This is a genomic window from Pantoea sp. B9002, from assembly GCF_013385945.1.
Classification (GTDB): Bacteria; Pseudomonadota; Gammaproteobacteria; order Enterobacterales; family Enterobacteriaceae; genus Pantoea.
Genome location: NZ_JACAPA010000009.1, coordinates 85,878 through 111,058, shown reverse-complemented (window position 1 = coordinate 111,058; position 25,181 = coordinate 85,878). Strand labels below are relative to the sequence as shown.

General features: G+C 55.0%; 18 protein-coding genes. 9 read left to right on the top strand and 9 right to left on the bottom strand.

The features are described from left to right. Nucleotides 1-71: 71 nt before the first annotated feature. From cmoM to HX773_RS06320, 7 genes are all read left to right on the top strand, one after another. Nucleotides 72-857 carry a tRNA uridine 5-oxyacetic acid(34) methyltransferase CmoM gene (gene cmoM / locus HX773_RS06350; protein WP_176970868.1) on the top strand — a complete coding sequence of 262 codons (786 nt, stop codon included), beginning with the start codon at nucleotides 72-74 and terminating at the stop codon, nucleotides 855-857. Continuing rightward, nucleotides 854-2,176, top strand: a complete 1,323-nt coding sequence (mukF, locus tag HX773_RS06345) for a chromosome partition protein MukF (RefSeq protein WP_176970867.1) — start codon at nucleotides 854-856, stop codon at nucleotides 2,174-2,176. Before cmoM ends, mukF begins: the two co-directional genes overlap by 4 nt. Then, the gene (mukE, locus tag HX773_RS06340) at nucleotides 2,157-2,891 is read left to right on the top strand and encodes a chromosome partition protein MukE (protein WP_097094359.1); all 735 of its coding nucleotides are present in this window, start codon (nucleotides 2,157-2,159) and stop codon (nucleotides 2,889-2,891) included. The genes mukF and mukE overlap by 20 nt, the downstream gene beginning before the upstream one ends. Continuing rightward, entirely contained in the window at nucleotides 2,888-7,354 is a 4,467-nt protein-coding gene (gene mukB, locus HX773_RS06335) for a chromosome partition protein MukB (protein WP_176970866.1), read from the top strand. Before mukE ends, mukB begins: the two co-directional genes overlap by 4 nt. A 156-nt stretch (nucleotides 7,355-7,510) precedes the next feature. After that, nucleotides 7,511-9,340: a L,D-transpeptidase gene (ldtD, locus tag HX773_RS06330; RefSeq protein WP_176970865.1), complete on the top strand. Its 1,830-nt coding sequence runs from the start codon at nucleotides 7,511-7,513 to the stop codon at nucleotides 9,338-9,340. 187 nt (nucleotides 9,341-9,527) lie between these two features. Next, entirely contained in the window at nucleotides 9,528-10,079 is a 552-nt protein-coding gene (locus HX773_RS06325; RefSeq protein ID WP_008102370.1) for a YcbK family protein, read from the top strand. A 36-nt stretch (nucleotides 10,080-10,115) separates the two neighbouring features. Continuing rightward, entirely contained in the window at nucleotides 10,116-10,748 is a 633-nt protein-coding gene (locus HX773_RS06320) for an MBL fold metallo-hydrolase (RefSeq protein ID WP_176970864.1), read from the top strand. Nucleotides 10,749-10,793: 45 nt separating this feature from the next. Here HX773_RS06320 and HX773_RS06315 read toward each other — a convergent pair whose 3' ends face one another. From HX773_RS06315 to pncB, 4 genes are all read right to left on the bottom strand, one after another. Next, nucleotides 10,794-11,984, bottom strand: coding sequence for an amino acid aminotransferase (locus HX773_RS06315; protein WP_176970863.1), 1,191 nt, complete (start codon nucleotides 11,982-11,984; stop codon nucleotides 10,794-10,796). Nucleotides 11,985-12,183: 199 nt separating this feature from the next. Beyond that, nucleotides 12,184-13,290, bottom strand: coding sequence for a porin OmpC (gene ompC, locus HX773_RS06310; protein WP_304623160.1), 1,107 nt, complete (start codon nucleotides 13,288-13,290; stop codon nucleotides 12,184-12,186). A gap of 299 nt (nucleotides 13,291-13,589) precedes the next feature. Then, nucleotides 13,590-14,990 carry an asparagine--tRNA ligase gene (gene asnS / locus HX773_RS06305; protein WP_101760942.1) on the bottom strand — a complete coding sequence of 467 codons (1,401 nt, stop codon included), beginning with the start codon at nucleotides 14,988-14,990 and terminating at the stop codon, nucleotides 13,590-13,592. A 152-nt stretch (nucleotides 14,991-15,142) separates the two neighbouring features. Then, nucleotides 15,143-16,348, bottom strand: a complete 1,206-nt coding sequence (gene pncB, locus HX773_RS06300; protein WP_176971008.1) for a nicotinate phosphoribosyltransferase — start codon at nucleotides 16,346-16,348, stop codon at nucleotides 15,143-15,145. A 253-nt stretch (nucleotides 16,349-16,601) separates the two neighbouring features. On the opposite strand from pncB, the gene pepN reads away from it, so the two are divergent. Further along, a complete protein-coding gene (gene pepN, locus HX773_RS06295; RefSeq protein ID WP_176970862.1) occupies nucleotides 16,602-19,217 on the top strand; it encodes an aminopeptidase N in 2,616 nt (871 codons plus the stop codon). 79 nt (nucleotides 19,218-19,296) lie between these two features. On the opposite strand, the gene ssuB is transcribed toward pepN, so the two are convergent. From ssuB to ssuE, 5 genes are read right to left on the bottom strand one after another with little or no spacing between them, the layout of a single operon-like run. Continuing rightward, entirely contained in the window at nucleotides 19,297-20,088 is a 792-nt protein-coding gene (gene ssuB, locus HX773_RS06290) for an aliphatic sulfonates ABC transporter ATP-binding protein (RefSeq protein ID WP_101760939.1), read from the bottom strand. Next, complete coding sequence (gene ssuC, locus HX773_RS06285; RefSeq protein ID WP_176970861.1) at nucleotides 20,085-20,873, bottom strand: aliphatic sulfonate ABC transporter permease SsuC; 789 nt, start codon at nucleotides 20,871-20,873, stop codon at nucleotides 20,085-20,087. The genes ssuB and ssuC overlap by 4 nt, the downstream gene beginning before the upstream one ends. 11 nt (nucleotides 20,874-20,884) lie before the next feature. Continuing rightward, nucleotides 20,885-22,030: an FMNH2-dependent alkanesulfonate monooxygenase gene (gene ssuD, locus HX773_RS06280; protein ID WP_008102354.1), complete on the bottom strand. Its 1,146-nt coding sequence runs from the start codon at nucleotides 22,028-22,030 to the stop codon at nucleotides 20,885-20,887. 2 nt (nucleotides 22,031-22,032) lie between these two features. After that, nucleotides 22,033-23,001, bottom strand: coding sequence for a sulfonate ABC transporter substrate-binding protein (locus HX773_RS06275; RefSeq protein WP_176970860.1), 969 nt, complete (start codon nucleotides 22,999-23,001; stop codon nucleotides 22,033-22,035). A gap of 10 nt (nucleotides 23,002-23,011) precedes the next feature. Beyond that, entirely contained in the window at nucleotides 23,012-23,563 is a 552-nt protein-coding gene (gene ssuE, locus HX773_RS06270) for an NADPH-dependent FMN reductase (protein ID WP_176970859.1), read from the bottom strand. A gap of 755 nt (nucleotides 23,564-24,318) precedes the next feature. Here ssuE and HX773_RS06265 point away from each other — a divergent pair. After that, complete coding sequence (locus HX773_RS06265; RefSeq protein ID WP_176970858.1) at nucleotides 24,319-25,146, top strand: hypothetical protein; 828 nt, start codon at nucleotides 24,319-24,321, stop codon at nucleotides 25,144-25,146. Nucleotides 25,147-25,181: the final 35 nt, after the last annotated feature.

The window sequence follows — 25,181 nt, the reverse complement described above, 5'->3', positions numbered from 1 at the left end:
TGAAAGGTTCATTCTTGTTGAGCCTGTGACAAAATAGCACAAGTTGAATGCAGCAAAGCGGAGCCATCATCATGCAGGATCGTAACTTTGACGATCTGGCGGACAAATTCTCACAGAACATTTATGGCACGCGCAAAGGGCAAGTGCGCCAGGCGATTGTCTGGGACGAACTGGAAGCCCTGTTACCGACATTACCTGCCGGACCTTTACAGGTGCTGGATGCCGGCGGGGGTGTGGGACAAGTCTCAAGCGGGCTGGCGGCGCGCGGTCATCAGGTTGTGCTGTGTGATCTCTCTGCTGAGATGCTGAAGCTGGCGGAAGCCCATGCGCTTGCCGCGGGTGTGAGCCACAACATGCAATTCAAACAAATTAGCGCCCAGCAGGTGGGCGAACATTTGGATACGCAGGTTGATCTGGTATTGTTTCACGCGGTGTTGGAATGGGTCGCGCATCCCGAAGAGGTGCTGCAAGCGCTGTGGCACACGCTCAAGCCCGGCGGCGTGCTGTCGTTGATGTTTTACAACGCGCACGGCTTAACCTTCCGCACCCTGACGCTCGGCAACTTCGGCTATATGCGCGCCAATATGAGCAAACGTAAAAAGCGCACGCTGTCGCCCGATTTCCCGCGCGATCCGGATGATGTGACGCGGTGGCTGACAAACTGCGGATTTGAAATTGAACGGCGTGCGGGCATTCGCGTCTTCTGTGATTACATGAAGCCGCAACCCGGCGCAGGGAAGAGCGTTGAGGAAATCATTGAGATGGAACGGCGTTTCTGTCGCCAGGAGCCCTTTTTAAGTTTAGGGCGCTATATCCATGTGACCGCGCGCAAACCCAGCCAGAAGGATCAACTATGAGCGAATTTTCCCAGACGGTCCCCGAATTGGTGGCATGGGCGCGCAAGAACGATTTTTCGCTTGCGCTGCCGGTTGAACGTCTGGCCTTTTTGCTGGCCATCGCCACCTTAAACGGTGAGCGCATGGACGGCGAGATGAGTGAAGGCGAGCTGATTGACGCGTTTCGTCACGTTAGCAAAGCATTCGAACAAACCCACGAAACCGTGCAGGTACGTGCCAATAACGCCATCAATGACATGGTGCGTCAGCGCTTGCTCAACCGCTTTACCAGCGAGCTGACGGAAGGGCATGCCATCTATCGTCTGACGCCGCTCGCCATCGGCATTACCGACTATTACATCCGCCAGCGCGAGTTCTCCACGCTGCGCCTGTCGATGCAGCTGTCGATTGTGGCGCAGGAGTTGAAACGTGCCGCGGATGCCGCCGAAGAAGACGGTGACGAATTCCACTGGCATCGCAACGTGTTTGCGCCGCTGAAATATTCAGTAGCGGAAATCTTCGATAGCATCGACATGACGCAGCGTCTGATGGATGAGCAGCAGCAAACGGTGAAAACCGATATTGCCGATCTGCTCAACAAAGACTGGCGCGCGGCGATCTCCAGCTGTGAAATGTTGCTGTCGGAAACGTCCGGTACGCTGCGTGAACTGCAGGATACGCTGGAAGCGGCGGGCGATAAGCTGCAGGCCAACCTGCTGCGCATTCAGGACGCGACGCTGAGCAGCCCGGATCTGGGCTTTGTCGATAAGCTGGTGTTTGACCTGCAAAACAAGCTCGACCGCATCATCAGCTGGGGCCAGCAGGCTATCGATCTGTGGATCGGCTACGACCGCCACGTTCACAAGTTTATTCGTACCGCCATCGACATGGATAAGAACCGCGTGTTTGCGCAGCGTTTACGCCTGTCGGTGCAAAACTATTTCGATCAGCCGTGGGCGCTGACCTACGCCAATGCCGATCGTCTTTACGATATGCGCGATGAAGAGATGACGCTGCGTAATGACGAGGTGATGGGCGAGCTGCCGCCGGAAATGGAATACGAAGAGTTTAATGAGATTCGCGAGCAGCTGGCCGCGATGATCGAAGAGGCGCTGCAGATTTATAAGCAGGAGCAGAAGCCGCTCCATCTTGCCACGGTGATGCGCGACTATCTGTCGCAGTATCCGCGCGCGCGCCACTTTGATCTGGCGCGTATCGTCATCGATCAAGCGGTGCGACTCGGCGTGGCCGAAGCTGATTTAGCCGGTCTGCCTGCGCAATGGCAGGCCATTAATGATTACGGAGCCAAGGTGCAGGCACATGTCATCGACAAATATTGAACAAGTGATGCCAGTTAAACTGGCATTGGCTCTGGCAAACCCGATTTTCCCGGCGCTCGATAGCCAGTTACGCGCGGGTCGCCACATTGGCATTGAAGAGCTGGATAATCACGCCTTCCTGATGGATTACCAGGAATATCTCGAAGAGTTTTACGCGCGCTACAACGTTGAGTTGATCCGCGCGCCGGAAGGCTTCTTCTATCTGCGTCCGCGCTCAACCACTTTGATTCCACGCTCGGTGCTATCCGAGCTGGATATGATGGTGGGCAAAATTCTTTGCTACCTCTATCTCAGCCCGGAACGTCTGGCGAATGAGGGGATTTTTACCCAGCAAGAGCTGTACGACGAACTGCTGTCGCTGGCCGATGAGAGCAAACTGCTCAAGCTGGTCAATCAGCGTTCCACCGGTTCCGATCTTGACCGCGCCAAGCTGCAGGAAAAAATGCGTGCGTCGCTGAGCCGCCTGCGCCGTCTCGGCATGGTGTGGTTTATGGGCAACGACAGCAGCAAATTCCGCATTACTGAATCAGTGTTCCGCTTTGGCGCCGACGTGCGCAGCGGTGACGATGCGCGCGAAGCGCAGCTGCGCCTGATTCGTGACGGTGAAGCGATGACGCTGGAAAGCGCGCCGGCTGCGGCTGAGAACGATGAAGCAGATAACGATATTGACGCTGAAAGCGACGCGAGTGATAACGCGGAGGATGAACAAGCATGATTGAACGCGGTAAATTTCGTTCGCTAACGCTGATCAACTGGAACGGCTTCTTTGCCCGTACTTTTGATCTTGATGAACTGGTCACCACGCTTTCGGGCGGTAACGGTGCGGGTAAATCCACCACCATGGCCGCTTTCGTGACGGCGATGATCCCAGACTTAACCTTGCTGCACTTCCGTAACACCACCGAAGCCGGTGCAACTTCCGGTTCGCGCGATAAAGGTTTGCACGGCAAGCTGCGCGCTGGCGTCTGTTATTCGGTGCTGGATGTGGTCAACTCACGCCATCAGCGTGTGATTGTTGGTGTGCGTCTGCAGCAGGTGGCGGGACGCGATAAAAAGGTCGATATCAAGCCATTCAGTATTCACGGCTTGCCGAGCGATTCGCAGGCGACCGATATGCTGACCGAAATCCTTAATAACCGTCAGGCGCGCGTGTTGCCGCTGACGGAAGTGAAGGAGCGCGTGGAAGCACAGGAAGGCGTGCAGTTCAAACAGTACAACTCGGTCACCGATTATCACGCGGTGCTGTTCGAGCTCGGCGTGGTGCCGCGTCGTCTGCGTAATGCCAGCGATCGCAGCAAGTTCTATCGCCTGATTGAAGCTTCGCTGTACGGCGGTATCTCCAGCGCCATCACCCGTTCACTGCGCGATTACCTGCTGCCAGAAAATGGCGGCGTGCGTAAAGCCTTCCAGGATATGGAAGCCGCGCTGCGGGAAAACCGCATGACGCTGGAAGCGATTCGCGTCACCCAATCCGATCGCGACCTGTTTAAGCATCTGATCTCAGAAGCCACCAGCTACGTTTCCGCCGACTACATGCGCCACGCCAACGAGCGTCGCATTCATCTCGACGGCGCGCTGCAGCTGCGTAATGAGCTGTTTACCAGCCGCAATCAGCTGATTTCCGAGCAGTATCGCCACATTGAAATGGCGCGTGAGTTGTCCGAGCACAGCGGTGCTGAGAGCGATCTGGAAAGCGATTATCAGGGCGCCAGCGACCACCTGAATCTGGTGCAAACCGCCATGCGCCAGCAGGAAAAAATCGAGCGTTACGATGCCGATCTGGAAGAGCTGACCTATCGCCTCGAAGAGCAGAACGAAGTTGTTGCCGAAGCGCGCGAAGTGCAGGAAGAGAATGAAGCACGCGCCGAAGCGGCTGAAGTGGAAGTCGATGAGCTGAAAAGCCAACTTGCCGACTTCCAGCAGGCGCTCGACGTGCAGCAGACGCGGGCAATCCAGTATCAGCAAGCCTTGCAGGCGCTGGAAAAGGCGCGTACGCAGTGTCAGCTGCCTGATTTATCGATCGATAACGCCGCGGAATGGCAGGAAACCTTCCAGGCGCGTGAAGAGGAAGCCACCGAGCGCCTGCTGCGTCTCGAACAGAAACTGAGCGTCGCCGAAGCGGCACACAGCCAGTTTGAGCAAGCGTTAGCGTTAGTCACCAGCATCGCCGGTGACGTTGGTCGTCAGGATGCGTGGCAAGTGGGGCGCGAATTACTGCGCGACGCCGGCAATCAGCGTCATCATGCCGAACAACTCTCTTCGCTGCGTCTGCGCCTCAATGAATTAGAAACGCGTCTGCGTGAGCAGCATGATGCCGAGCGTCTGCTGGCGGATTTCTGCAAACGTCAGGGCCAGCAATACGATGCGGATGCGCTGGACGGCTTGCAGCGTGAACTCGAAGCGCAGATTGAACAGCTGAATAGCAGCGTAGCCGATGCTGGCGAACGCCGTATGTTGATGCGTCAGGAGCTGGAGCAGCTGCGTGAACGCATCACTGCGCTGACCGCGCGTGCGCCACACTGGCTGGCGGCGCAGGAAATCCTGACGCAGCTGAGCGAGCAAACCGGTCAGGAGCTGACCAGCAGCCAGCAGATCACTGAATTTATGCAGCAACTGCTGGAGCGCGAGCGTGAAACCACCGTTGAGCGTGACGAGCTGGCCGCGCGTAAGCGCGAAGTCGAACAGCAGATTGAACGTCTGAGCCAACCGGGCGGCGCGGAAGATGCGCGCCTGACGCAGCTGGCGGAACGTTTTGGCGGCGTGCTGCTGTCGGAAATTTATGATGACGTTACGCTGGATGACGCGCCGTACTTCTCGGCGTTATACGGTCCATCCCGTCACGCCATCGTGGTGCCGGATCTGTCGCTGGTGCGCGACCTGCTCGACGGTTTAGACGAGTGCCCGGAAGATCTCTATCTGATTGAGGGCGATCCGCAAGCCTTTGATGACAGCGTATTCAGCGTCGAAGAGCTGGAAAAAGCGGTGGTGGTGAAAGTGGCTGAGCGTCAGTGGCGCTACTCCCGCTTCCCGAAAGTGCCGCTGTTTGGTCGCGCGGCGCGTGAAAACCAGCTTGAGTTGCTGAACAACGAACGTGAACAGCTGGCTGAACGTTATGCCACGCTGTCGTTTGATGTGCAGAAAACTCAGCGTCTGCATCAATCCTTTAGCCGCTTCATCGGCAGCCATTTAGCGGTGGCGTTTGATGAAGATCCAGAAGCGCAGATTCGTCAGCTTAATAGCCGTCGTGGCGAGCTGGAGCGGGCGCTGGCGCAGCATGAAAATGACAATCAGCAGCAGCGCGCGCAGTTTGAGCAGGCAAAAGAGGGCGTCAGCCAGCTAAACCGCCTGTTGCCACGCGTTAATCTGCTGCTCGACGACACGCTTGGCGATCGCTGTGAAGAGATCCGCGAGCGTGTCGAAGAAGCGCAGGAAGCCGCGCGTTTCCTACATCAGCACGGCAGCAAACTCAGCAAGCTGGAACCGCTGATTGCGGTGCTGCAAAGCGATCCGCAGCAGCACGATCAGCTGCAGCGCGACTATCAGCAGGCGCAGCAGCAGCAGCGTGAAGCGCGTCAGCAAGCCTTTGCGCTGACCGAAGTGGTGCAGCGCCGCGCGCACTTCAGCTATGAAAGTTCGGCTGGCATGTTGGGTGGCAACAGCGATCTCAACGAACAGTTGCGTCAGCGTCTGGAGCAAGCGGAAGGCGAGCGCAGCCGCGCGCGCGAACGCCTGCGTGGACATCAGGCGCAGCTGACGCAGTATTCGCAGGTGCTGGCTTCGCTGAAAAGTTCTTACGATGCCAAACGCGACATGCTGAAAGAGTTGCAGCAAGAGATGCAGGATATCGGCGTGCATGCCGATGCCAGCGCAGAAGAGCGCGCGCGCATCCGTCGTGACGAGCTGTATAGCGCGCTAAGCCACAACCGTGCGCGTCGCAACCAACTGGAAAAACAGATCACCTTCTGTGAAGCCGAAATGGACAGCCTGCAGAAGAAACTGCGCAAGCTGGAGCGCGATTATCATCAGATTCGTGAGCAGGTGGTCAGCGCGAAAGCGGGCTGGTGCACGGTGTTGCGTCTGGTTAAAGAGAATGGCGTTGAGCGTCGTCTGCATCGTCGCGAGCTGGCCTATCTCAGCGGCGATGAGCTGCGTTCCATGTCGGATAAGGCGCTGGGTGCGCTGCGTCTGGCGGTGGCGGATAACGAGCATCTGCGCGATGTGCTGCGTATGTCCGAAGATCCGAAACGTCCGGAACGTAAGATTCAGTTCTTTATCGCGGTGTATCAGCATCTGCGCGAACGTATTCGTCAGGACATCATTCGTACCGACGATCCGGTTGAAGCCATCGAGCAGATGGAGATTGAGCTGAATCGTCTGACCGAAGAGCTGACGGCGCGTGAACAGACGCTGGCAATCAGCTCGCGCAGTGCGGCGAACATTATTCGCAAAACCATCCAGCGCGAGCAGAACCGTATTCGTCAGCTGAACCAGGGTTTGCAGGCGGTGAGCTTTGGTCAGGTGCGCAGCGTGCGCCTCAACGTGAACGTGCGTGAAGCGCACTCAACGCTGCTGGATACGCTGTCGGAAGAGCATGAACAGCATCAGGATCTGTTTACCAGCAACCGCTTAACCTTCTCGGAAGCGCTGGCGAAACTCTATCAGCGCCTGAATCCGCAGATCGATATGGGCCAGCGCACGCCGCAAACCATCGGTGAAGAGCTGCTCGACTACCGCAATTATCTTGAGATGGAAGTGGAAGTGAATCGGGGTACTGACGGCTGGCTGCGCGCGGAGAGTGGCGCGCTTTCGACGGGTGAAGCGATCGGTACCGGGATGTCGATTCTGGTGATGGTGGTACAGAGCTGGGAAGAGGAATCACGTCGTCTGCGCGGCAAAGATATATCGCCGTGCCGTCTGCTGTTCCTCGATGAAGCAGCACGTCTCGATGCACGTTCGATCGCCACGCTGTTTGAGTTATGCGAACGTCTGGAGATGCAGCTGATCATCGCGGCGCCAGAGAACATCAGCCCGGAAAAAGGCACCACTTACAAACTGGTGCGTAAAATGTTCAATAACACCGAACATGTGCATGTGGTCGGTCTGCGCGGCTTCTCGGCAGATCCTGCACAGAGCAAGGATGAAAGTCCTAAGGTCGGTCTTGAATATGAGAATTCATAGCGCTTAATCTGGTTAAAAAACAGCACTACGTTTAATCTGTATGCGGCATCTGCACTTAGAGGCAGATGCCGTTTTTTATTCGTATACTCAACATTATGAGTATGGCTGTACATGGCGATCACAGGGCGCTATGTCATTGGTGAGAAGGGGGCAGGGATGTTGCTAAACAATAAGAGCAAAATGAGTCGTGCTGCAGTAGCACTCGGTTTGTCACTGGTATTATCACCGCTGGCTGTGAGCCATGCGGCCATCACCTCCACGCTACCTAACGCCACGCACCACAGTTCGATGTCGGTTGCTGCCAGCCAGCAGCAGATTCAGCAGGCGTTCAGCGCCACTGAACAACCTTTCTACCTGCCCGGTTTAGCCGGTATTTATGCGTCGCGCGACATGGCTCCGCTGTGGCAGGACCCGCAAGCGGTGCAGGCTTTTCAGCAGCAATTGGCGGAAGTGGCGCTCTCAGGCGTGCAGCCGCAGTTCACACGTTGGGTGGAGCGTCTGACCAATCCGAACATTAAAGGCCTGGCGCGCGATATCGTGCTCAGTGATGCCATGCTTGGCTATCTGCAGTTTGTTGCCAATGTGCCGACGCAGGGTGAAACCTGGCTCTACAGCAATGTGCCTTACAAGCTGACCATGCCATCACTGGCGGCCATCAATCAGTGGCAGAATGCGGTGAACGGTGGCGGCAGCCGTACTTTCGTGGTTTCGCTGCAACCGCAGCATCCGCAATATGCGCCGATGCACAATGCGCTGAAAACGCTACTTACGGATGATCGCCCGTGGCCACAGCTGCGTGATACCGCTACGCTGCGCCCAGGGCAGATCAGTAATGATGTGCCTGCGCTGCGTGAGATTCTGCAACGCACCGGCATGTTGACCGCTAGTCACAGTACTACGCCAACACCGGCGGAAGATGCAGTGCCAACCGCGCCGGTTCCGGTGAGCCAAAGCAATCAGCCGGTGGCGGTGAGCCCGTCTGCGGCAAATTTTGATGATATTGATGCGGCTCCGGCTCTCGCAGCGACGCCTGAAGTGGCCAATAATGTGGCTGCCAATCCGACGGCAACCGGACCTAACGTGTATGACACCGCGCTGGTGGAGGGCGTTAAACGCTTCCAGCACTGGCAGGGATTGGCCGATGACGGCGCGATTGGTCCACGTACCCGTGAATGGCTGAATGTACCGCCGCAGATGCGTGCTTCGCTGCTGGCGCTTAATATTCAGCGCCTGCGTCTGCTGCCGGATGATATGCATAACGGCATCATGGTGAACATTCCCAACTATTCGCTGACCTACTACAACAATGGCGCCACCATTCTGTCATCACGCGTGATTGTGGGTCGTCCTGACCGCAAAACGCCGCTGATGCGTAGCGCGCTGAATAATGTGGTGCTCAATCCGCCATGGAACGTGCCAACTACGCTGGTGCGTCAGGATATTGTGCCGAAGGTGAAACAGGATCCGACCTATCTGTATAAGCACGGTTATACGCTGTTGTCGGGCTGGAGTGCGGATGCGGAAGTGATCGATCCTTCGATGATTGACTGGCATATGGTGTCGGCCGCGAGCTTCCCGTATCGCATTCGTCAGGCGCCAGGTGCGACCAACTCACTGGGTCGCTACAAATTTAATATGCCGAGTTCGGATGCGATTTATCTGCACGATACACCGAACCATAACCTGTTCCAGCGCGATATTCGTGCGCTCAGTTCGGGTTGTGTGCGCGTGAATAAAGCCTCGGAACTGGCCGATCTGCTGTTGCAGGATGTGGGCTGGAATGATGGCCGTATTTCGGACACCTTGAAAGAGGGAAATACCCGTTACGTGCCGATTCGCCATCGTATTCCTGTGAACCTTTACTATTTAACCGCATGGGTCGCAGATGACGGCCAGCCGCAATATCGTACAGATATTTACAATTATGATAATCCCGCCCGTTCCGGTAGTCAGGTACTGCATAAAGCCGGTCAGTTGTTACTCTAGTAGTTGATTTGGCTGTTTTCTCTTCACATGAATTTAACCAAGACCAGTCTCGAAAATTTGATTTTGAGCTGGTTTTGGTCTTCTGCAACATATTCTGGGTTGACTGAGTCTTAGGTGAACGTTAATGTTCGGCCTTGTGTACTTTTCGCACATATTTTATCCGCTTTAGATTAGGTAACCTCGCTTCATGGCTAATATTGATTCTCAACGTCGTCGATTACTCTTGATTGGAGGCGCAGCAGCAGGATTATCACTGCTTCCTGGCTCCGCTCTGGCTTCGCTTTCCACCGCCCGCCCTCGAGTATTGACACTTAGTAACCTTCACACCGGTGAAACCCTTAAAACGGAGTTTTTTAACGGTAAGCGTTATGACAAGGATGAGTTAGCCCGCTTAAATCACTTCTTCCGTGATTACCGCGCCAATCAGGTTAAGAACATCGATCCCCATCTTTTTGATCAGCTATACCGCCTGCAAACGTTGCTGGATACGCGCAAGCCGGTGCAGTTAATCTCGGGTTACCGCACCTTAGCCACCAACACCATGCTGCGTGAATCGGGTCCGGGCGTGGCGAAAAAAAGCTATCACACCAAAGGGCAAGCGATGGATTTCCACATTGAGGGAATTTCGTTGAGCAATGTTCGCAAAGCGGCGTTATCTATGCGCGCCGGTGGTGTAGGATATTACCCGCGCAGCAACTTCGTACACATTGATACCGGGCCCGCAAGGCACTGGTCCTGATACCGGCAGCGCTGCGTGTGTCGGTCATGGAGCGCTATGAATTACCAAATTATTCCGGTTACGGCTTTTTCCCAGAACTGTTCAGTTATATGGGATGACGAAACCCAACAAGCCGCATTGGTCGATCCCGGCGGCGATGCGGAAACCATCAAAGCCGTGCTGGCAGAACGTGGTTTAACGCCGTCGCAAATCCTGCTAACGCATGGACATCTTGATCACGTTGGTGCCGCTGCGGAACTTGCGGCACATTATCAGGTGCCCATTGTCGGTCCACATCCGCTCGATGCTTTCTGGTTAGACAATCTCCCCACACAAAGCAGAATGTTTGGTTTGCCCGAGTGCGCGCCGCTCACGCCCGATCGCTGGCTGGAAGAGGGTGAAACTGTGCAGGTTGGGAATGTCACGCTGGAAGTGCTGCTTTGTCCGGGTCATACGCCGGGACATATCGTGTTCTTCGATCGCGCTGGGCGTCTTCTGATTTCGGGAGATGTGATTTTCAACGGTGGCGTTGGACGCACCGATTTCCCGCAGGGCAGTCACAGCGATCTTATCGATGCGATTAAAACCAAGCTGTTGCCGCTTGGCGATGATGTGACTTTCGTGCCGGGTCATGGGCCTATCTCGACGCTAGGCCGCGAACGCATCAGCAATCCGTTCCTGCAAGAATAAAAAAATGGGCCCTTTCGGCCCATTTGTCGTTATTCATCGCCTGATTTACAAAACCGCGACAATCGCCTCACACAGCGCCGACATATTGTCTGGCGTCATGCCTGCCACGTTAACGCGACCCGAGTTCACCGCATACACGCCAAACTCTTCCCGCAGACGGACTACCTGATCTTTGGTCAGACCGCTGAATGAGAACATGCCGTTCTGCTTGATGATGAAGCTAAAGTCCTGATTAGCGCCTTTCTCCGCCAGCGTGTTCACAAACAGCTGACGCATGCGCTGGATGCGCTGACGCATATCGGTCAGCTCCTGAATCCAGATGGTGCGTAGCGCGTCATTGCTGAGGATGGTGGCGACTACCGCCGCACCGTGTGACGGCGGGTTAGAGTAGTTGGCGCGAATGGTGTATTTCACCTGGCTAAACGCAGTTTTCGCCACGTCGCTGCTCGCTGCAACCAGCGTCAATGCACCAACACGCTCGTTATACAAACCGAAATTCTTCGAGTAAGAGCTGGCAACGATCAGTTCCTGATGTGAAGCGGCAAAAATACGCAGCCCTTGCGCATCTTCATCCAGACCGCGAGCAAAGCCCTGATAGGCGAAATCAAACAGCGGCAACCATCCTTTCTCTAGCGACAGTTGCGCCAGCTGTTGCCATTGCTCTGCAGAAGGATCAACGCCGGTTGGGTTGTGGCAGCAGCCGTGGAACAGTACTACATCGCCTGCTTTGGCTTCCTGCAACGATGCCACCATAGCGTCGAAATCAAGGCTGTGGCTAGCGGCATCGTAATAATCGTAATCACACACTTCAAGGCCAGCAGCGTTGAACACATTGTTATGGTTCGGCCAGCTTGGGTTGCTCACCCAAACGCGCTTCACGCTGGTCTGGTTTGCCAGAAAATCTGCCGCAACGCGCAGGGCACCGGTGCCGCCTGGCGTTTGTGCGGTGCAGGCGCGACCGGCTGAAATCAGTGCGCTCTCTTTGCCGAACAGTAACTCTTGCGTGCAACGTGCGAAATCCGCCAGACCATCAATGCTCAGGTAGTTCTTGGTGGTTTCATTTTCCAGCAAATACTGCTCAGCTTTTTTAACACTGGTGAGGACCGGCGTTTTACCGGTTTCATCTTTATAAACACCAATGCCAAGATTGATTTTATTCGGCCGGTCATCGGCACGAAAAAGGTCAGCCAGTCCCAGAATAGGATCGGCGGGTGCGGCAGAGATCGATTCAAACATGAGTCAGTTCCGTTTGGGTGAACTTTAGCGAAATGAGCTATCAGGTTAACGTCAGTCGGCACGCTTGCCAACCGCTGATATAAAAAAGAAATATGTCGGTGAGATAAAGTAGAAAAGCTAATTGCGAAGCCGATCACTGAAATGCAAAACGGAGCCCGAGGGCTCCGTTTTTAGGTATTACGCAATGCTAATCGGGTGATTAGAACTGGTAAACCAGGCCAACGCCAACTACGTCGTCGGTGCTCACGCCCTGAGCGCGGGTGTAATCGTTGTCATCCAGCAGGTTGATTTTGTAGTCAACATAGGTAGACATGTTTTTGTTGAAGTAGTAGTAGGTACCCACTTCGATGTATTTAACCAGGTCAGCATCGCCACCCGCGAAGGTTGCACCGTTAGCGGTGTTACCATTCAGCTGCTTGCCTTTAGACTGCAGGTAAGCGATGGATGGACGCAGACCGAAGTCGAACTGGTACTGTGCAACCACTTCGAAGTTCTGAGTTTTGTTAGCAACCTGACGAGCGGTGCTACCGTAAGCAGTGGTGTTACGTGATTCGCCGTAGAATGCTGCCAGGTATACGTTGTTTGCGTCATATTTCAGACCGAAACCGTATGCATCAGCTTTGTCGCCGTTACCGTCTGCAACCTGATCGTTGGTACGGTCAGAAGAGAAGTAAGAACCTACTGCGCTAACACCCATACCGGTGTCATACGCTACAGAAGTACCCCAGCCGTCGCCGTTCTGAGCCAGTGGATCACGAGAACCTTCGTTTTTGCCCTGGTACTGTGCTGCGAAGCTCAGACCCTGAACCAGACCGAAGAAGTTGCTGTTACGGTAAGTAGCCAGACCGCTTGAACGACCAATCATGAAGTTGTCGTTGTCTTGATACAGAGTATCATCGCCGAACACTGGCAGTTGGTCAGTGTAAGACATTGCGTCATAGATAACGCCGTAGTTACGACCGTAGTCGAATGAACCTGCATCACCAAATTTCAGACCAGCGAAGCCCAGACGGGTTTTGTTGCCGTTCTGTGCATCAGCACCTTCGGTGTTGTTAGCCTGAATGTTGTATTCCCACTGGCCGTAACCGGTCAGTTGGTCAGTAATCTGAGTTTCACCCTTGAAGCCGAAGCGAACATACGTTGCGTCGCCATCGTTGCCAGCGTCATCAGAGAAAGTGTGGCGCGCATCAACTTTACCGTACAGGTCCAGCTTGTTGCCGTCTTTATTATAGATTTCTGCTGCGTTTGCTGCGCCGGCAGCTAACAGAGCAGGGATAACCACTGCAAGAATGTTGCGCTTCATCATTTTTTATTACCCTCATTGGAGTTATTTGGACATCTGCCACTGCTGCCAAGAAATCTTTACAGAACCTTGAAAGAAGTTTGATGTCTCCTGTGTCTGCACGCATCTTTCCATCACAGGGTTGCTAATTCTAGCCCGAAGATGATTCAAATCTCGCAATTAAGTATCAAAAGGAAAAATTGTATGACAATTTGTAAAAATTCGGGAACTTTGTGAGAGAACTCTAAATTTACAAAAATAAAAAAAGGCCGGCTAGGCCGACCTCTTTATATATATGAATTACTTATAATTAATCGCTAAATTTAGAAATTCGCGTTGCGAGGGGTACGTGGGAAGGGGATAACATCCCTTACATTTTGTACGCCGGTGACATAGGCGATTAATCGTTCGAAACCTAATCCAAAGCCTGCATGTGGCACGGTGCCATAACGACGCAGGTCACGATACCACCAATAATCTTCTTTATTGAGGCCCATTTCTGCCAGACGCGCATCGAGCACATCCAGACGCTCTTCACGCTGTGAACCCCCGATGATTTCGCCGATTCCTGGCGCGAGAACATCCATCGCCGCCACGGTTTTGCCATCTTCGTTCATGCGCATATAGAAGGCTTTGATGTCTTTCGGGTAGTTTTTCACCACCACCGGCGCTTTGAAGTGCTGCTCTGCGAGATAACGCTCGTGTTCTGATGACAGATCCACGCCCCAGGAAACCGGGTTCTCGAAGCTCTGGCCGCTTTTCAGCAAGATCTCGACCGCATCGGTGTAATCCACCTGGGCAAAGTCGGTTTGTACGAAACGCTCCAGACGAGCAACCGCATCCTTGTCCACACGCTCAGCAAAGAACGCCATGTCGTCGGCACGCTCGTTCAGCACAGCCTGGAACACATATTTCAGCATGGATTCTGCCAAAGCGGCCGCATCATCCAGCGTCGCGAACGCCACTTCTGGTTCCAGCATCCAGAATTCCGCCAGATGGCGGCTGGTGTTGGAGTTCTCGGCACGGAACGTTGGACCAAAGGTATAGACCTTTGACAGCGCGCAGGCGTAGGTTTCTGCGTTGAGCTGACCCGATACGGTCAGGAACGCTTCTTTACCGAAGAAGTCTTTATCGAAATCGATTTTGCCCTGCGGATCGCGCGGCAGGTTTTCCAGGTCAAGCGTCGAAACGCGGAACATCTCGCCAGCACCTTCGGTATCCGAAGCGGTGATCAGCGGAGTAGAAACCCAGAAATAACCGTTTTCGTGGAAGAAGCGATGCAGCGCCTGCGCCAGCGTATGACGCACGCGCGCCACGGCGCCGACCAGGTTGGTACGCGGACGCAAGTGCGCCACTTCACGCAGGTATTCGATGCTGTGACGTTTCGCCGCCATCGGATAGGTATCCGGATCGTCAACCCAACCGGTGACTTCAACGTTAGTCGCCTGCAGCTCGAAAGCCTGGCCTTCGCCTGGCGATTCGACCACTTTACCGGTAATGATCACCGAGCAGCCGGTGGTCAGACGCAGCACTTCATCCTGATAATTATTCAGAGAATTATTGACGACGGCCTGAACGGGATTAAAGCAGGAACCGTCGTAAACGGCGATAAAGGAAAGACCAGCTTTGGAATCTCTTCGGGTACGCACCCAACCACGTACGGTGACTTCACTGTCAACCGCGACACGGCCGTGCAGTACATCCGCTACAGGCACAACGCTCATAAAGTTCTCTCTATATATAAAAGAAGGTGGATAAAAGCCCTTTTTCAGGGTTTTGCTATGTTACTTGCGAGCCCACAGGAAACAAGCAAAATTGCCGGGTAAACAGGAGATTTGTTGCGTGAGAGCAGGGTGCAAGCACCCTGCAATAAGAATCAGCTGGCTCTTTTGACCAGCGGCAGATCGAAGGCTTTGCGCAAGGCGCGCACGAAGGCTTTATCCTGGCAAATGGTTTTGCCGGGACTGTCGGAGAGTTTTGCCACCGGTTTGCCGTTGCAGCTCACCAGTTTGATCACGATATTCAGCGGCGTAACGCCCGGAATATCACAGGACAAGCGCGTTCCGATACCAAACACCACGTTGGCACGTTGGCCAAAGTGACGATAGAGCGCCAGCGCTTTGTCCAGATTGAGGTTATCCGAGAAAACCAGCGTTTTGCTTTTCGGATCGATATCCAGCCGCTGATAGTGCGCAATGGCTTTTTCACCCCATTCCAGCGGATCGCCGGAGTCATGACGCAGGCCTTGGTAACGATGCGCAAAGCCCGGACCAAAGTCGCGCAGGAAAGCATCCATGGTGATGCAGTCGGTTAAAGCGATGCCTAACTGATCGTCATACTCATCCAGCCAGGATTGCAGCGCCGCACGTTGGCTGTTCGCCAATACCGGGCTGATTTGCTGGTGCGCCTGGAACCATTCATGTGCTTGCGTGCCCACCGGATTAAGCTGCAGGCGACGCGCCAAATCGTAGTTGCTGGTGCCCACCAGCCACGGAAACTCCGCTTTAAGCGTAGCGACGATCGCTTCCTGCACCGCTTTGGAGTAGCGGCGCCGCGTGCCGAAATCCATCAGCTGGAAGCGTGACATATCCAAATCGCCAACCTGCTGACGGAAATCCACCAGCTTGTGCTGCAAGTGCGCAACCGCCTGATCCACACCCATCTGCGGCGTGCGGTGGCGATGCACCACTTCACTGATCAGAGCCAGCAACGGCACTTCCCACAAAATCACTTCACGCCACGGCCCGCTGATCTGAATCGTCAGATGGCCGTTGTTGTTTCGCACGTTGACTTGTGACGGATCGAGGCGGAACTGTCGCAGCCAGTTAAGGTAATCGCTTTGGAAGAAAGGCAGCCCGCTGAGGTAGTGATACTCATCGTCGCTCAGGGCGAGCGTTTGCAGGGTTTCAATTTGTGCGCGGATCTCGTCCACATAAATACCGAGCAGTTCGTCGCCACGGCAGCGAAATTCCGCCGTAACCGGGACATCATAATAGCGATGATAGACGGCCTGCTGCATATGAAGCTTGTACGCATCGGTATCAAGCAGCGTGGTCAAAATCGGGGAAGCATGTCCAGTCATGGTGCGTTTCAGCATCCTCTTCCGCGGAGCAGAGCCCGGTGTTCAACAAAGTCATAAAGACGCAGGAGTATAAAACAGTAATGACCGCGATCACACCATAATTGCGGGTGGCAGGTCGAGGGTCATTTGTGCCATTGTTAATGAATTGTAGCCTTTTCAACGAACGTACGCATTGAGCGTGGCAACAGAGGCACAACCCGCTTAGACTTTGACGGGTCAACATATTAACGATTTAACGATGCGAGAAGGACTCATGACGCAACAGCCGCAAATTAAATATCGCCACGATTACCGTGCGCCGGATTACACCATTACCGATATCGACCTGACTTTTGATCTGGATGCGGCTTCAACGCGCGTCACGGCGGTCAGCCAGGTGAAGCGTCTGGGCGCTACCGATGCTGAACTGCGTTTAGATGGCGAAGATCTCACGCTGGTATCGCTGGCGGTGGATGGCAATCCGTGGTCGCATTACCGCGAAGAAGAGGGCGCGTTGTTCATTAGCCAGTTACCGGACAACTTTACTCTGACCATCATTAATGACATTCATCCGGATAAAAACACCGCGCTGGAAGGGTTATACCAATCCGGCGATGCGCTTTGTACCCAATGTGAAGCCGAAGGTTTCCGCCACATAACGTGGTATCTCGATCGTCCGGACGTGCTGGCGCGCTTCACCACCACCATTATTGCCGATGCCGCGCGTTATCCTTATTTACTTTCCAACGGCAACAAGCTGGAGAGCGGCCGCCATGAAGATGGCCGCCATTGGGTGAAGTGGCAAGATCCGTTCCCGAAACCGTGCTACCTGTTTGCGCTGGTGGCCGGTGATTTCGACGTATTACGCGATAGTTTTACCACGCGTTCAGGCCGCGATGTGGCGCTGGAAATCTTTGTCGATCGCGGCAACCTCGATCGTGCTGATTGGGCGATGGCCTCGCTGAAAGCCAGCATGAAGTGGGATGAAGAGCGCTTTAACCTTGAGTACGACCTCGACATCTTTATGATCGTCGCGGTGGATTTCTTCAATATGGGCGCGATGGAGAACAAAGGCCTCAACGTCTTCAACTCCAAATATGTGCTGGCGAAAGCCGAAACCGCCACCGACAAAGATTACCTCGGCATTGAAGCGGTTATCGGTCACGAATATTTCCACAACTGGACCGGCAACCGCGTCACCTGCCGCGACTGGTTCCAGCTCAGCCTGAAAGAGGGTCTGACGGTGTTCCGCGATCAGGAGTTCAGCTCCGATCTCGGTTCGCGCGCGGTGAACCGTATCGATAACGTACGCGTGATGCGCGGCGCGCAGTTCGCGGAAGACGCCAGCCCAATGGCGCATCCGATCCGTCCGGATCAGGTGATCGAAATGAACAACTTCTACACCTTAACGGTGTATGAGAAAGGTTCAGAAGTGATCCGCATGATGCACACTTTGCTGGGCGAAGAGAATTTCCAGAAAGGCATGCAACTCTACTTCGAGCGTCACGATGGCAGCGCCGCCACCTGCGATGATTTCGTGCAGGCGATGGAAGATGCCTCGAACGTCGATCTGTCGCAGTTCCGCCGCTGGTACAGCCAGGCGGGCACGCCGATCCTGACGGTGCGCGATGACTACAATCCAGAGCTGGAACAGTACACGCTGCACGTCACCCAGCGCACGCCGGCCACCGCCGAGCAGAAAGAGAAGCTGCCGCTGCACATTCCGCTGGATATCGAACTGTACGATAACGAAGGCAAGGTGATCCCGCTGCAGCATAACGGTCATCCGGTGCATCACGTGCTGAACGTCACCGAAGAGTTCCAGACCTTTATTTTCGATAACGTTTACTTCCAGCCGGTGCCATCGCTGCTGCGTGAATTCTCTGCGCCCGTGAAGCTCGACTACAAATGGAGCGATGCGCAACTCACCTTCCTGATGCGTCACGCACGTAATGACTTCGCGCGCTGGGATGCGGCGCAAAGCCTGCTGGCCACCTACATTCGCCTCAACGTCGCACGTCATCAGCAGGGCCAGCCGCTGTCGCTGCCGCTGCATGTGGCTGATGCCTTCCGCGCAGTATTGCTGGATGAGCAGGGCGATCCGGCGCTGAAAGCGTTGATTCTCTCGCTGCCGTCTGAGAATGAAATCGCCGAACTGTTTGATGTCATCGATCCGCTGGCGATCTCAGCGGTGCGCGATGCGCTGGTGCGTACGCTGGCAAAAGAGCTGAGTGACGAATTCTTCGCGCTCTATCTGGCCAACCAAAGCAGCGAATACAAAATTGAGCACGCGGAGATTGGCAAACGCACGCTGAAAAACGTTTGCCTCGGTTATCTGGCCTTTGCCGATGCGGCACAGGCGGACAAGCTGGTGCAGGCGCAATATCAGCAGGCGAACAACATGACCGATGCATTAGCGGCGCTGGCTGCAGCGGTGGCGGCGAACCTGCCTTGCCGCGATACGCTGCTGGCGGCCTATGATGAGCGCTGGCATCAGGATGGTTTGGTGATGGATAAATGGTTTGTGCTGCAAGCCACCAGCCCAGCGGCGGACGTGCTGAGCAACGTGCGTGAGCTGCTGAATCACCGTTCGTTCACCATGGGCAACCCGAACCGTATCCGTTCACTGATTGGAGCGTTTGCCTCAGGCAATCCCGCGGCGTTCCACGCCAAAGATGGCAGCGGTTATCAGTTCCTGGTGGAGATGTTGACCGATCTCAACACGCGCAACCCGCAAGTGGCTGCGCGCATGATCGAGCCGCTGATTCGCTTGAAACGTTACGATGCCGATCGTCAGGCGCTGATGCGTAAAGCGCTGGAAACGTTGAAAGGGCTGGATAAGCTGTCTGGCGATCTGTACGAGAAGATCACCAAGGCGTTGAACGCGTAAGAAAACAATGCGCAATAAATTGCGCCGCTACGAATAAATGCACACATCCGTAGCGGCGCGATTTATCGCGCGTCTTTAATTAACTCTGCTGCGCAAACTTCAACGGCTGTTCCGATGAACCACGCTTCATCACCCGATCCAGCACTTCCGCTTCCAGCTCTGCCAAACGTGCCGATCCGCGACGGCGTGGGCGCGGCAGATCGACGATCAAATCCAGGCCAATCTGGCCTTCCTCAATCAACAATACGCGATCGGCAATCGCCACCGCTTCGCTGACATCGTGCGTCACCAGCAGCACGGTGAAGTTATGCTGCTGCCACAGCGACTCAATCAGCCCCTGCATTTCGATACGCGTCAACGCATCCAGCGCACCGAGCGGCTCGTCGAGCAGCAGCAAACCTGGGCGGTGAATCAGCGCACGCGCCAGCGCCACACGCTGTTTCTGACCGCCGGATAACGCGGCAGGCCACTCATTGGCGCGATCCGCCAATCCCACGGCTTCGAGCGCTTCCAGCGCGGCGGCGCGCCATTCGCGGCCTTTCAGTCCCAGCCCAACGTTATCAATCACCTTTTTCCACGGCAGTAAGCGTGAATCCTGGAACATCAAACGCGTATCTTCGCGTGCTTCGGATAACGGGGCATTGCCCGCCAGCAACGCCCCGCGCGTGGTGGATTCCAGACCCGCCAGCAGACGCAGCAAGGTACTTTTCCCGCAGCCGCTACGGCCGACGACGGCGACGAACTGCCCGGAAGGAATATGCAGATCGATATTATTCAGGATGGTGCGATCGCCATATTGCTTGCTGACGCCATTCACGCCAACCGGCGTACCGCGATTTAGGCGCGCCGGATTTAGGGTTGCGTTGCTCATGCGTTCTCCTTCAATTGGTAGGCCGGATGCCAGCGCAGCCAGACGCGCTCCAGCAGTTGTGCCGCAACGTCAGCCAGTTTGCCGAGCAGGGCATAGAGAATGATGGCCACCACCACCACGTCGGTTTGCAGGAATTCACGCGCATTCATCGCCAGATAACCAATGCCTGAGTTAGCGGAAATGGTTTCGGCGACAATCAGCGTCAGCCACATCAGGCCAAGGGCAAAACGTACGCCAACCATAATCGAAGGCAGCGCACCCGGCAGAATCACCTGAATGAACAGGCTCCAGCCAGACAAGCCGTAGCTGCGCGCCATCTCGACTAAACCCCGATCAATGTTACGAATGCCGTGATAAGTGTTGAGGTAAATCGGGAACAAAGTGCCCAGCGCCACGAGGAAAATCTTGGCGGATTCATCGATGCCGAACCACAGAATCACCAGCGGAATCAGCGCCAGATGTGGCACGTTACGCAGCATTTGCACTGAAGTATCCAGCAAGCGTTCGCCGACGCGCGACGTGCCGGTAATCAAACCCAGAATCAAACCAATCGAGCCGCCGATGGAGAAACCGATGGCGGCACGCCAGCTGCTGATCGCCAGGTTTTGCCACAGTTCACCGCTCACCGTCAGCTTCCAGAAGGTGATGAGGATGTTTTCCGGCGACGGCAAAATGCGCGTCGACAGCCAACCCACTTGCGATGCCAGTTGCCACAGCGCAATCAGCACCACCGGCAAAACCCAGGGCAGTACAGCATTGGTCAGCTGTTTTTTAACGTTCGCCATCATCTGCTCCTTTAGCTCTGCGACACTTTTTGCGGCGTGAAATCGTTAGCCACCGCTTCACCGTGCGCTTGCACCACGCGCGGCTTCGGTACTTCCGGAATCGCCAAATCGAGGTGCGGGAACAGCAACTCGCCAACGCGATAAGCCTCTTCCAGATGCGGATAGCCGGAAAGAATAAAGGTCTCGATGCCGAGATCCTGATACTCCTGCATGCGCGCCGCCACGGTTGGGCCATCGCCCACTAACGCGGTGCCTGCGCCGCCGCGCACCAAACCCACGCCGGCCCACAGATTCGGGCTGATCTCCAGCTTATCGCGACGTCCACCGTGCAGTGCGGCCATACGCTGCTGGCCCACCGAATCGGTGCGCGCAAACGCGGCCTGCGCTTTGGCAATGGTGGCATCGTCGAGATGGGCAATCAGGCGATCCGCTGCTTGCCACGCTTCTTCATTGGTTTCGCGCACAATCACGTGCAGACGAATTCCGAAGCGTACGGTGCGGCCTTGTGCCGCCGCTTTGGCGCGCACTTGCTCAATCTTCTCTTTAACTAATGCAGGCGGTTCGCCCCAGGTGAGGTAAACATCGACCTGCTCGGCGGCCAGATCCTGCGCGGCATCCGACGATCCGCCAAACCACAGCGGCGGACGCGGTTCCTGCACCGCTTTAAACATCAGGCGCGCACCGCGCACCTTCACATGCTTGCCTTCGTAATCGACGGTTTCGCCTTCGCTAACCCGACGCCAGACGCGGGTAAACTCAGCGGATTCTTCATAACGTTCACGGTGATCGAGGAACACGCCATCACCGGCTAACTCTTCCGGATCGCCGCCAGTAACCAGATTAAACAGCGCGCGACCATTCGACAGACGATCCAGCGTGGCGGCCTGACGCGCCGCCTGCGTAGGCGAAATCACGCCCGGACGCAGTGCGACGAGGAAACGCAGACGCTGCGTTACCGGAATCAATGACGCCGCCACCAGCCAGGCATCTTCACAGGAGCGGCCGGTGGGGATCAGCACGCCGCCGAAGCCAAGGCGATCCGCTGCCTGCGCAATCTGTTGCAGGTAACCATGATCAACCGGGCGCGAACCTTCCGCCGTGCCAAGATAGTGACCATCGCCGTGCGTCGGGAGAAACCAAAATACGGATACGCTCATGATTAATTTCCTTTTGGCTGGGCGGATTGTGGATGCCAGATGCGGTCAGCGATATTCACTTTTACCGGCATCAGATGATTGGCATAAAACAGATCGGCCGTTTGCTGTTGGGCCTGCGCGGTATGGGCGCTGACCGGCGTAATGGTGGTCGGTGGACGATGGTCGAGATAGCTGGCAATCACCGGTTTCGGTAAGCCCATCGCGTTCGCCAACAGATCAATACTCTGGTCACGCTGGCTGCGCGTTAACGCATCAGCGTCGCTAAAGGTATTCAGTACCTGCTGCACAAATGCGCCGTTCGCCTCGGTGTATTTGCGCGTGGCTAAATAGAAGGAGCCGGTTTGATTGAGTTTGCTGCCGTCGGCCAGCACGCGCACGTTGCCTTGCAGCAGGGCGGCAGAGTAGTAAGGATCCCAAATTGCCCAGGCATCAACGTCACCTTGCTGGAACGCGGCGCGCGCATCGGCGGGCGTTAGATAGGTTGGCTGAATGTCTTTAAAGCTCAGTCCGGCCTGCTCCAGCGCACGCAACAGCAAGTTGTGCGAGCTGGAGCCTTTCTGGAACGCCACTTTATGGCCTTTCAGTTCGGCCACGCTGTGAATCGGGCTGTCTTTCGGCACCAGAATCACTTCGGCCTGCGGCTTGGGTGGTTCCGAGCCGACATACAGCAGATCGGCACCTGCGGCCTGCGCAAACAGCGGCGGGATGTCGCCGGTGCTGCCTAAATCGATGCTATCGACGTTAAGCGCTTCGAGCATTTGCGGGCCCGCCGGGAATTCCACCCACTTTATGTTGGTATGCGGGAAGCGCTGCTCCAGCAGCTTGTGGGTTTTCGCCAATACCATGCTCACCGAGCCTTTCTGATAACCGATGCGCAACTGTTCCGGTGCGTCGGCGGCCTGCGCGCTCACGCTCAAGGTGAGCAGCGCCGCGACGGCTGGCATGAATAAACCCATCAATATCCTTTTCATCTCTCTTCCTTTATACCGCTTGTGCGTAAGGTTGGTGGCGACGATGCAGCGCGTGCCAGAAGGTATCCAGCGCTTCATCAATGCGTTGCGACAGCAGCGGATCGAGCAGCGGCTGGCGGTCGTAATCGGTAATCTGGCCGTCAGTGGCGAACACGCCGTGCAACACTTCCTGCGCCTTCAGTGCGTTAAGTACCGGCTTCAGCGCGTAATCCACCGCGAGTAGATGTGAAGCGCTGCCGCCGCTGGCCAGTGGCAGCACCACTTTGTGTTCCAGCGCGCGCTCGGGCAGCAGATCGAGCAGGGTTTTCAGTGCGCCAGAGAACGAAGCCTTATAAATAGGCGTGGCGACAATCACGCCATCCGCCAGCGCCAAATCGGCTTTCAACGCGGCTAATGCGGGAGAATCGAAACGTGCATAGAGCAAATCTTCAGGCTGGAAGTTGTGAATATTCCACGGAATCACTTCGACACCGCGTGCTTCCAGCGCGTGCTGGCACAGGCTCAGCAGCGCAGTAGAGCGTGAAGGGAAGCGAGGGCTGCCCGCCAGCGTAATAACCCGCATGGTCACTCCTTATAACTGAAAGTTATTGATTATCTGATATTCAGAACTGATGTGTTCAATACTGTCAGAGCAGGCAGCGAGGCTTAAATGATTTATCTGGTAATCCTAAGTCGCAAAATGGGATAGCCAGTGACATATAAAGAGGGGATAAAAACGCAGACCAGGAGAGCTTAGGCATAATCTGAAAAGCGCTGCTGCAAGGGTGCGGTTATATAAATCCTGGGGCCCATTTGAGTGAGGTTAATGATTAAAGGGCGTTATGCATGGGTAAAACAGAGTGGTAACTAAAGAAATATATTTATACAGAGCGCGCCGTTACCGATTACATGCAGTGCTTTGTATTGAAAGTTATGGGAAAAGATCAACCATTCCCCACTATTCATTTCTTCATGAATCGGATTAAACTTAGCAAGTAGCAACTATTTCCTAATATAGCGTGGTTTTTATTTCACGAAATTCATGTCTAAACGCGAATAAAGGTTAATAAAATACGCGCTATTCATCTCGCTTGTTACAACTCACGCAAATTTTTGCTGATCAACTTCACACTTCATGCAGCCGCGCTGAACAATGAATCTCTTAAGTTACGTGGTAATGCTAATAGTGGTTGGAATTACAATTCCAGGCCTGTTTATAATTGGTTGAGCTAATTTCCGCTAGAACACGATAACGATATTTCACTTATTTATTTACGCCCGCGTTTTGTGGCGTGAACTGCCGTTGCGGCAAGCCAATTTATTCTTAGGGAGATATATATGGGTAGTTCTTCATTTGCTCAGGATTTAACTGAGCAGCAGGTCGCGCCTGCCACCTTCAATCGCATCTCATCCTCGCCTAAAGCTGAAGAAGAGCTGGTCTGTTATTGGCTGCAGCCCGATGCCGCGGGAGCGCATCTCACCTCCTCATTGCTGCCGACTTTCCCGCACAGCACGCCGGCTGAAGATGATTTTCTGCTGTTCAGCGCTGAGCGCAGCGCCTTGCCGGCCAGCCTGCTGCAGGACGTGGCGAAGCTCAGTGACCAGCGTCCCGAGCTGAACTGTTTCGTTGTCTCACTGGCGAAGCGCGAGCTGGCGAACGGTTTACACTCTTCTCTGCAGCTGTTTCAGCAACTGCATGCGCAGCGCTGGTGGCAGCAGGGCGGCTTTGCGGTGATCTTGCGGGCTGGCCTGGCCCGCGCGGGTGGGCCGCTGACGCGTATTCAGGATGTGATGCTGGCCGGCTTACTGCATACGCAAACTGCGTGGGTGCTCGATTACGCCAGTGAAGCGTCGCTGACCACTAAAGCAGAGGCCGCGCCGCGCTTAACCTATCAGCAATTTATTACTGATTATGAAAAACTCACGCGTTTGTCACACTATATTCCGGAGCGAAACCGCTATCGGGAAAGTTATTTACGCAGCGGCTTATTACAATTAGTCCAGCATGAGTTAAGTGGTGCCGATAAATTCTCAGATAATACCCGCCATGCCTTAACCTACTTTGCGGAAAACTTCCCGGCCAAGGGTGCAATGGAAAAACTTATGTTGAAACAACCTGACATCTATTTCTCCATGATGAAAATGAGAAAAAGGCTGGGCGCTTAGCACCAACGTTAATTTTAAGAATAACTCCGGTGTGC

What these genes read in the sequence shown, in the direction of transcription:
- cmoM (WP_176970868.1), top strand. Translation starts at nt 72, where the DNA reads ATGCAGGATCGTAACTTTGACGATCTGGCGGACAAATTCTCACAGAAC.
- mukF (WP_176970867.1), top strand. Translation starts at nt 854, where the DNA reads ATGAGCGAATTTTCCCAGACGGTCCCCGAATTGGTGGCATGGGCGCGC.
- mukE (WP_097094359.1), top strand. Translation starts at nt 2,157, where the DNA reads ATGTCATCGACAAATATTGAACAAGTGATGCCAGTTAAACTGGCATTG.
- mukB (WP_176970866.1), top strand. Translation starts at nt 2,888, where the DNA reads ATGATTGAACGCGGTAAATTTCGTTCGCTAACGCTGATCAACTGGAAC.
- ldtD (WP_176970865.1), top strand. Translation starts at nt 7,511, where the DNA reads ATGTTGCTAAACAATAAGAGCAAAATGAGTCGTGCTGCAGTAGCACTC.
- HX773_RS06325 (WP_008102370.1), top strand. Translation starts at nt 9,528, where the DNA reads ATGGCTAATATTGATTCTCAACGTCGTCGATTACTCTTGATTGGAGGC.
- HX773_RS06320 (WP_176970864.1), top strand. Translation starts at nt 10,116, where the DNA reads ATGAATTACCAAATTATTCCGGTTACGGCTTTTTCCCAGAACTGTTCA.
- HX773_RS06315 (WP_176970863.1), bottom strand. Translation starts at nt 11,984, where the DNA reads ATGTTTGAATCGATCTCTGCCGCACCCGCCGATCCTATTCTGGGACTG.
- ompC (WP_304623160.1), bottom strand. Translation starts at nt 13,290, where the DNA reads ATGATGAAGCGCAACATTCTTGCAGTGGTTATCCCTGCTCTGTTAGCT.
- asnS (WP_101760942.1), bottom strand. Translation starts at nt 14,990, where the DNA reads ATGAGCGTTGTGCCTGTAGCGGATGTACTGCACGGCCGTGTCGCGGTT.
- pncB (WP_176971008.1), bottom strand. Translation starts at nt 16,348, where the DNA reads ATGACTGGACATGCTTCCCCGATTTTGACCACGCTGCTTGATACCGAT.
- pepN (WP_176970862.1), top strand. Translation starts at nt 16,602, where the DNA reads ATGACGCAACAGCCGCAAATTAAATATCGCCACGATTACCGTGCGCCG.
- ssuB (WP_101760939.1), bottom strand. Translation starts at nt 20,088, where the DNA reads ATGAGCAACGCAACCCTAAATCCGGCGCGCCTAAATCGCGGTACGCCG.
- ssuC (WP_176970861.1), bottom strand. Translation starts at nt 20,873, where the DNA reads ATGGCGAACGTTAAAAAACAGCTGACCAATGCTGTACTGCCCTGGGTT.
- ssuD (WP_008102354.1), bottom strand. Translation starts at nt 22,030, where the DNA reads ATGAGCGTATCCGTATTTTGGTTTCTCCCGACGCACGGCGATGGTCAC.
- HX773_RS06275 (WP_176970860.1), bottom strand. Translation starts at nt 23,001, where the DNA reads ATGAAAAGGATATTGATGGGTTTATTCATGCCAGCCGTCGCGGCGCTG.
- ssuE (WP_176970859.1), bottom strand. Translation starts at nt 23,563, where the DNA reads ATGCGGGTTATTACGCTGGCGGGCAGCCCTCGCTTCCCTTCACGCTCT.
- HX773_RS06265 (WP_176970858.1), top strand. Translation starts at nt 24,319, where the DNA reads ATGGGTAGTTCTTCATTTGCTCAGGATTTAACTGAGCAGCAGGTCGCG.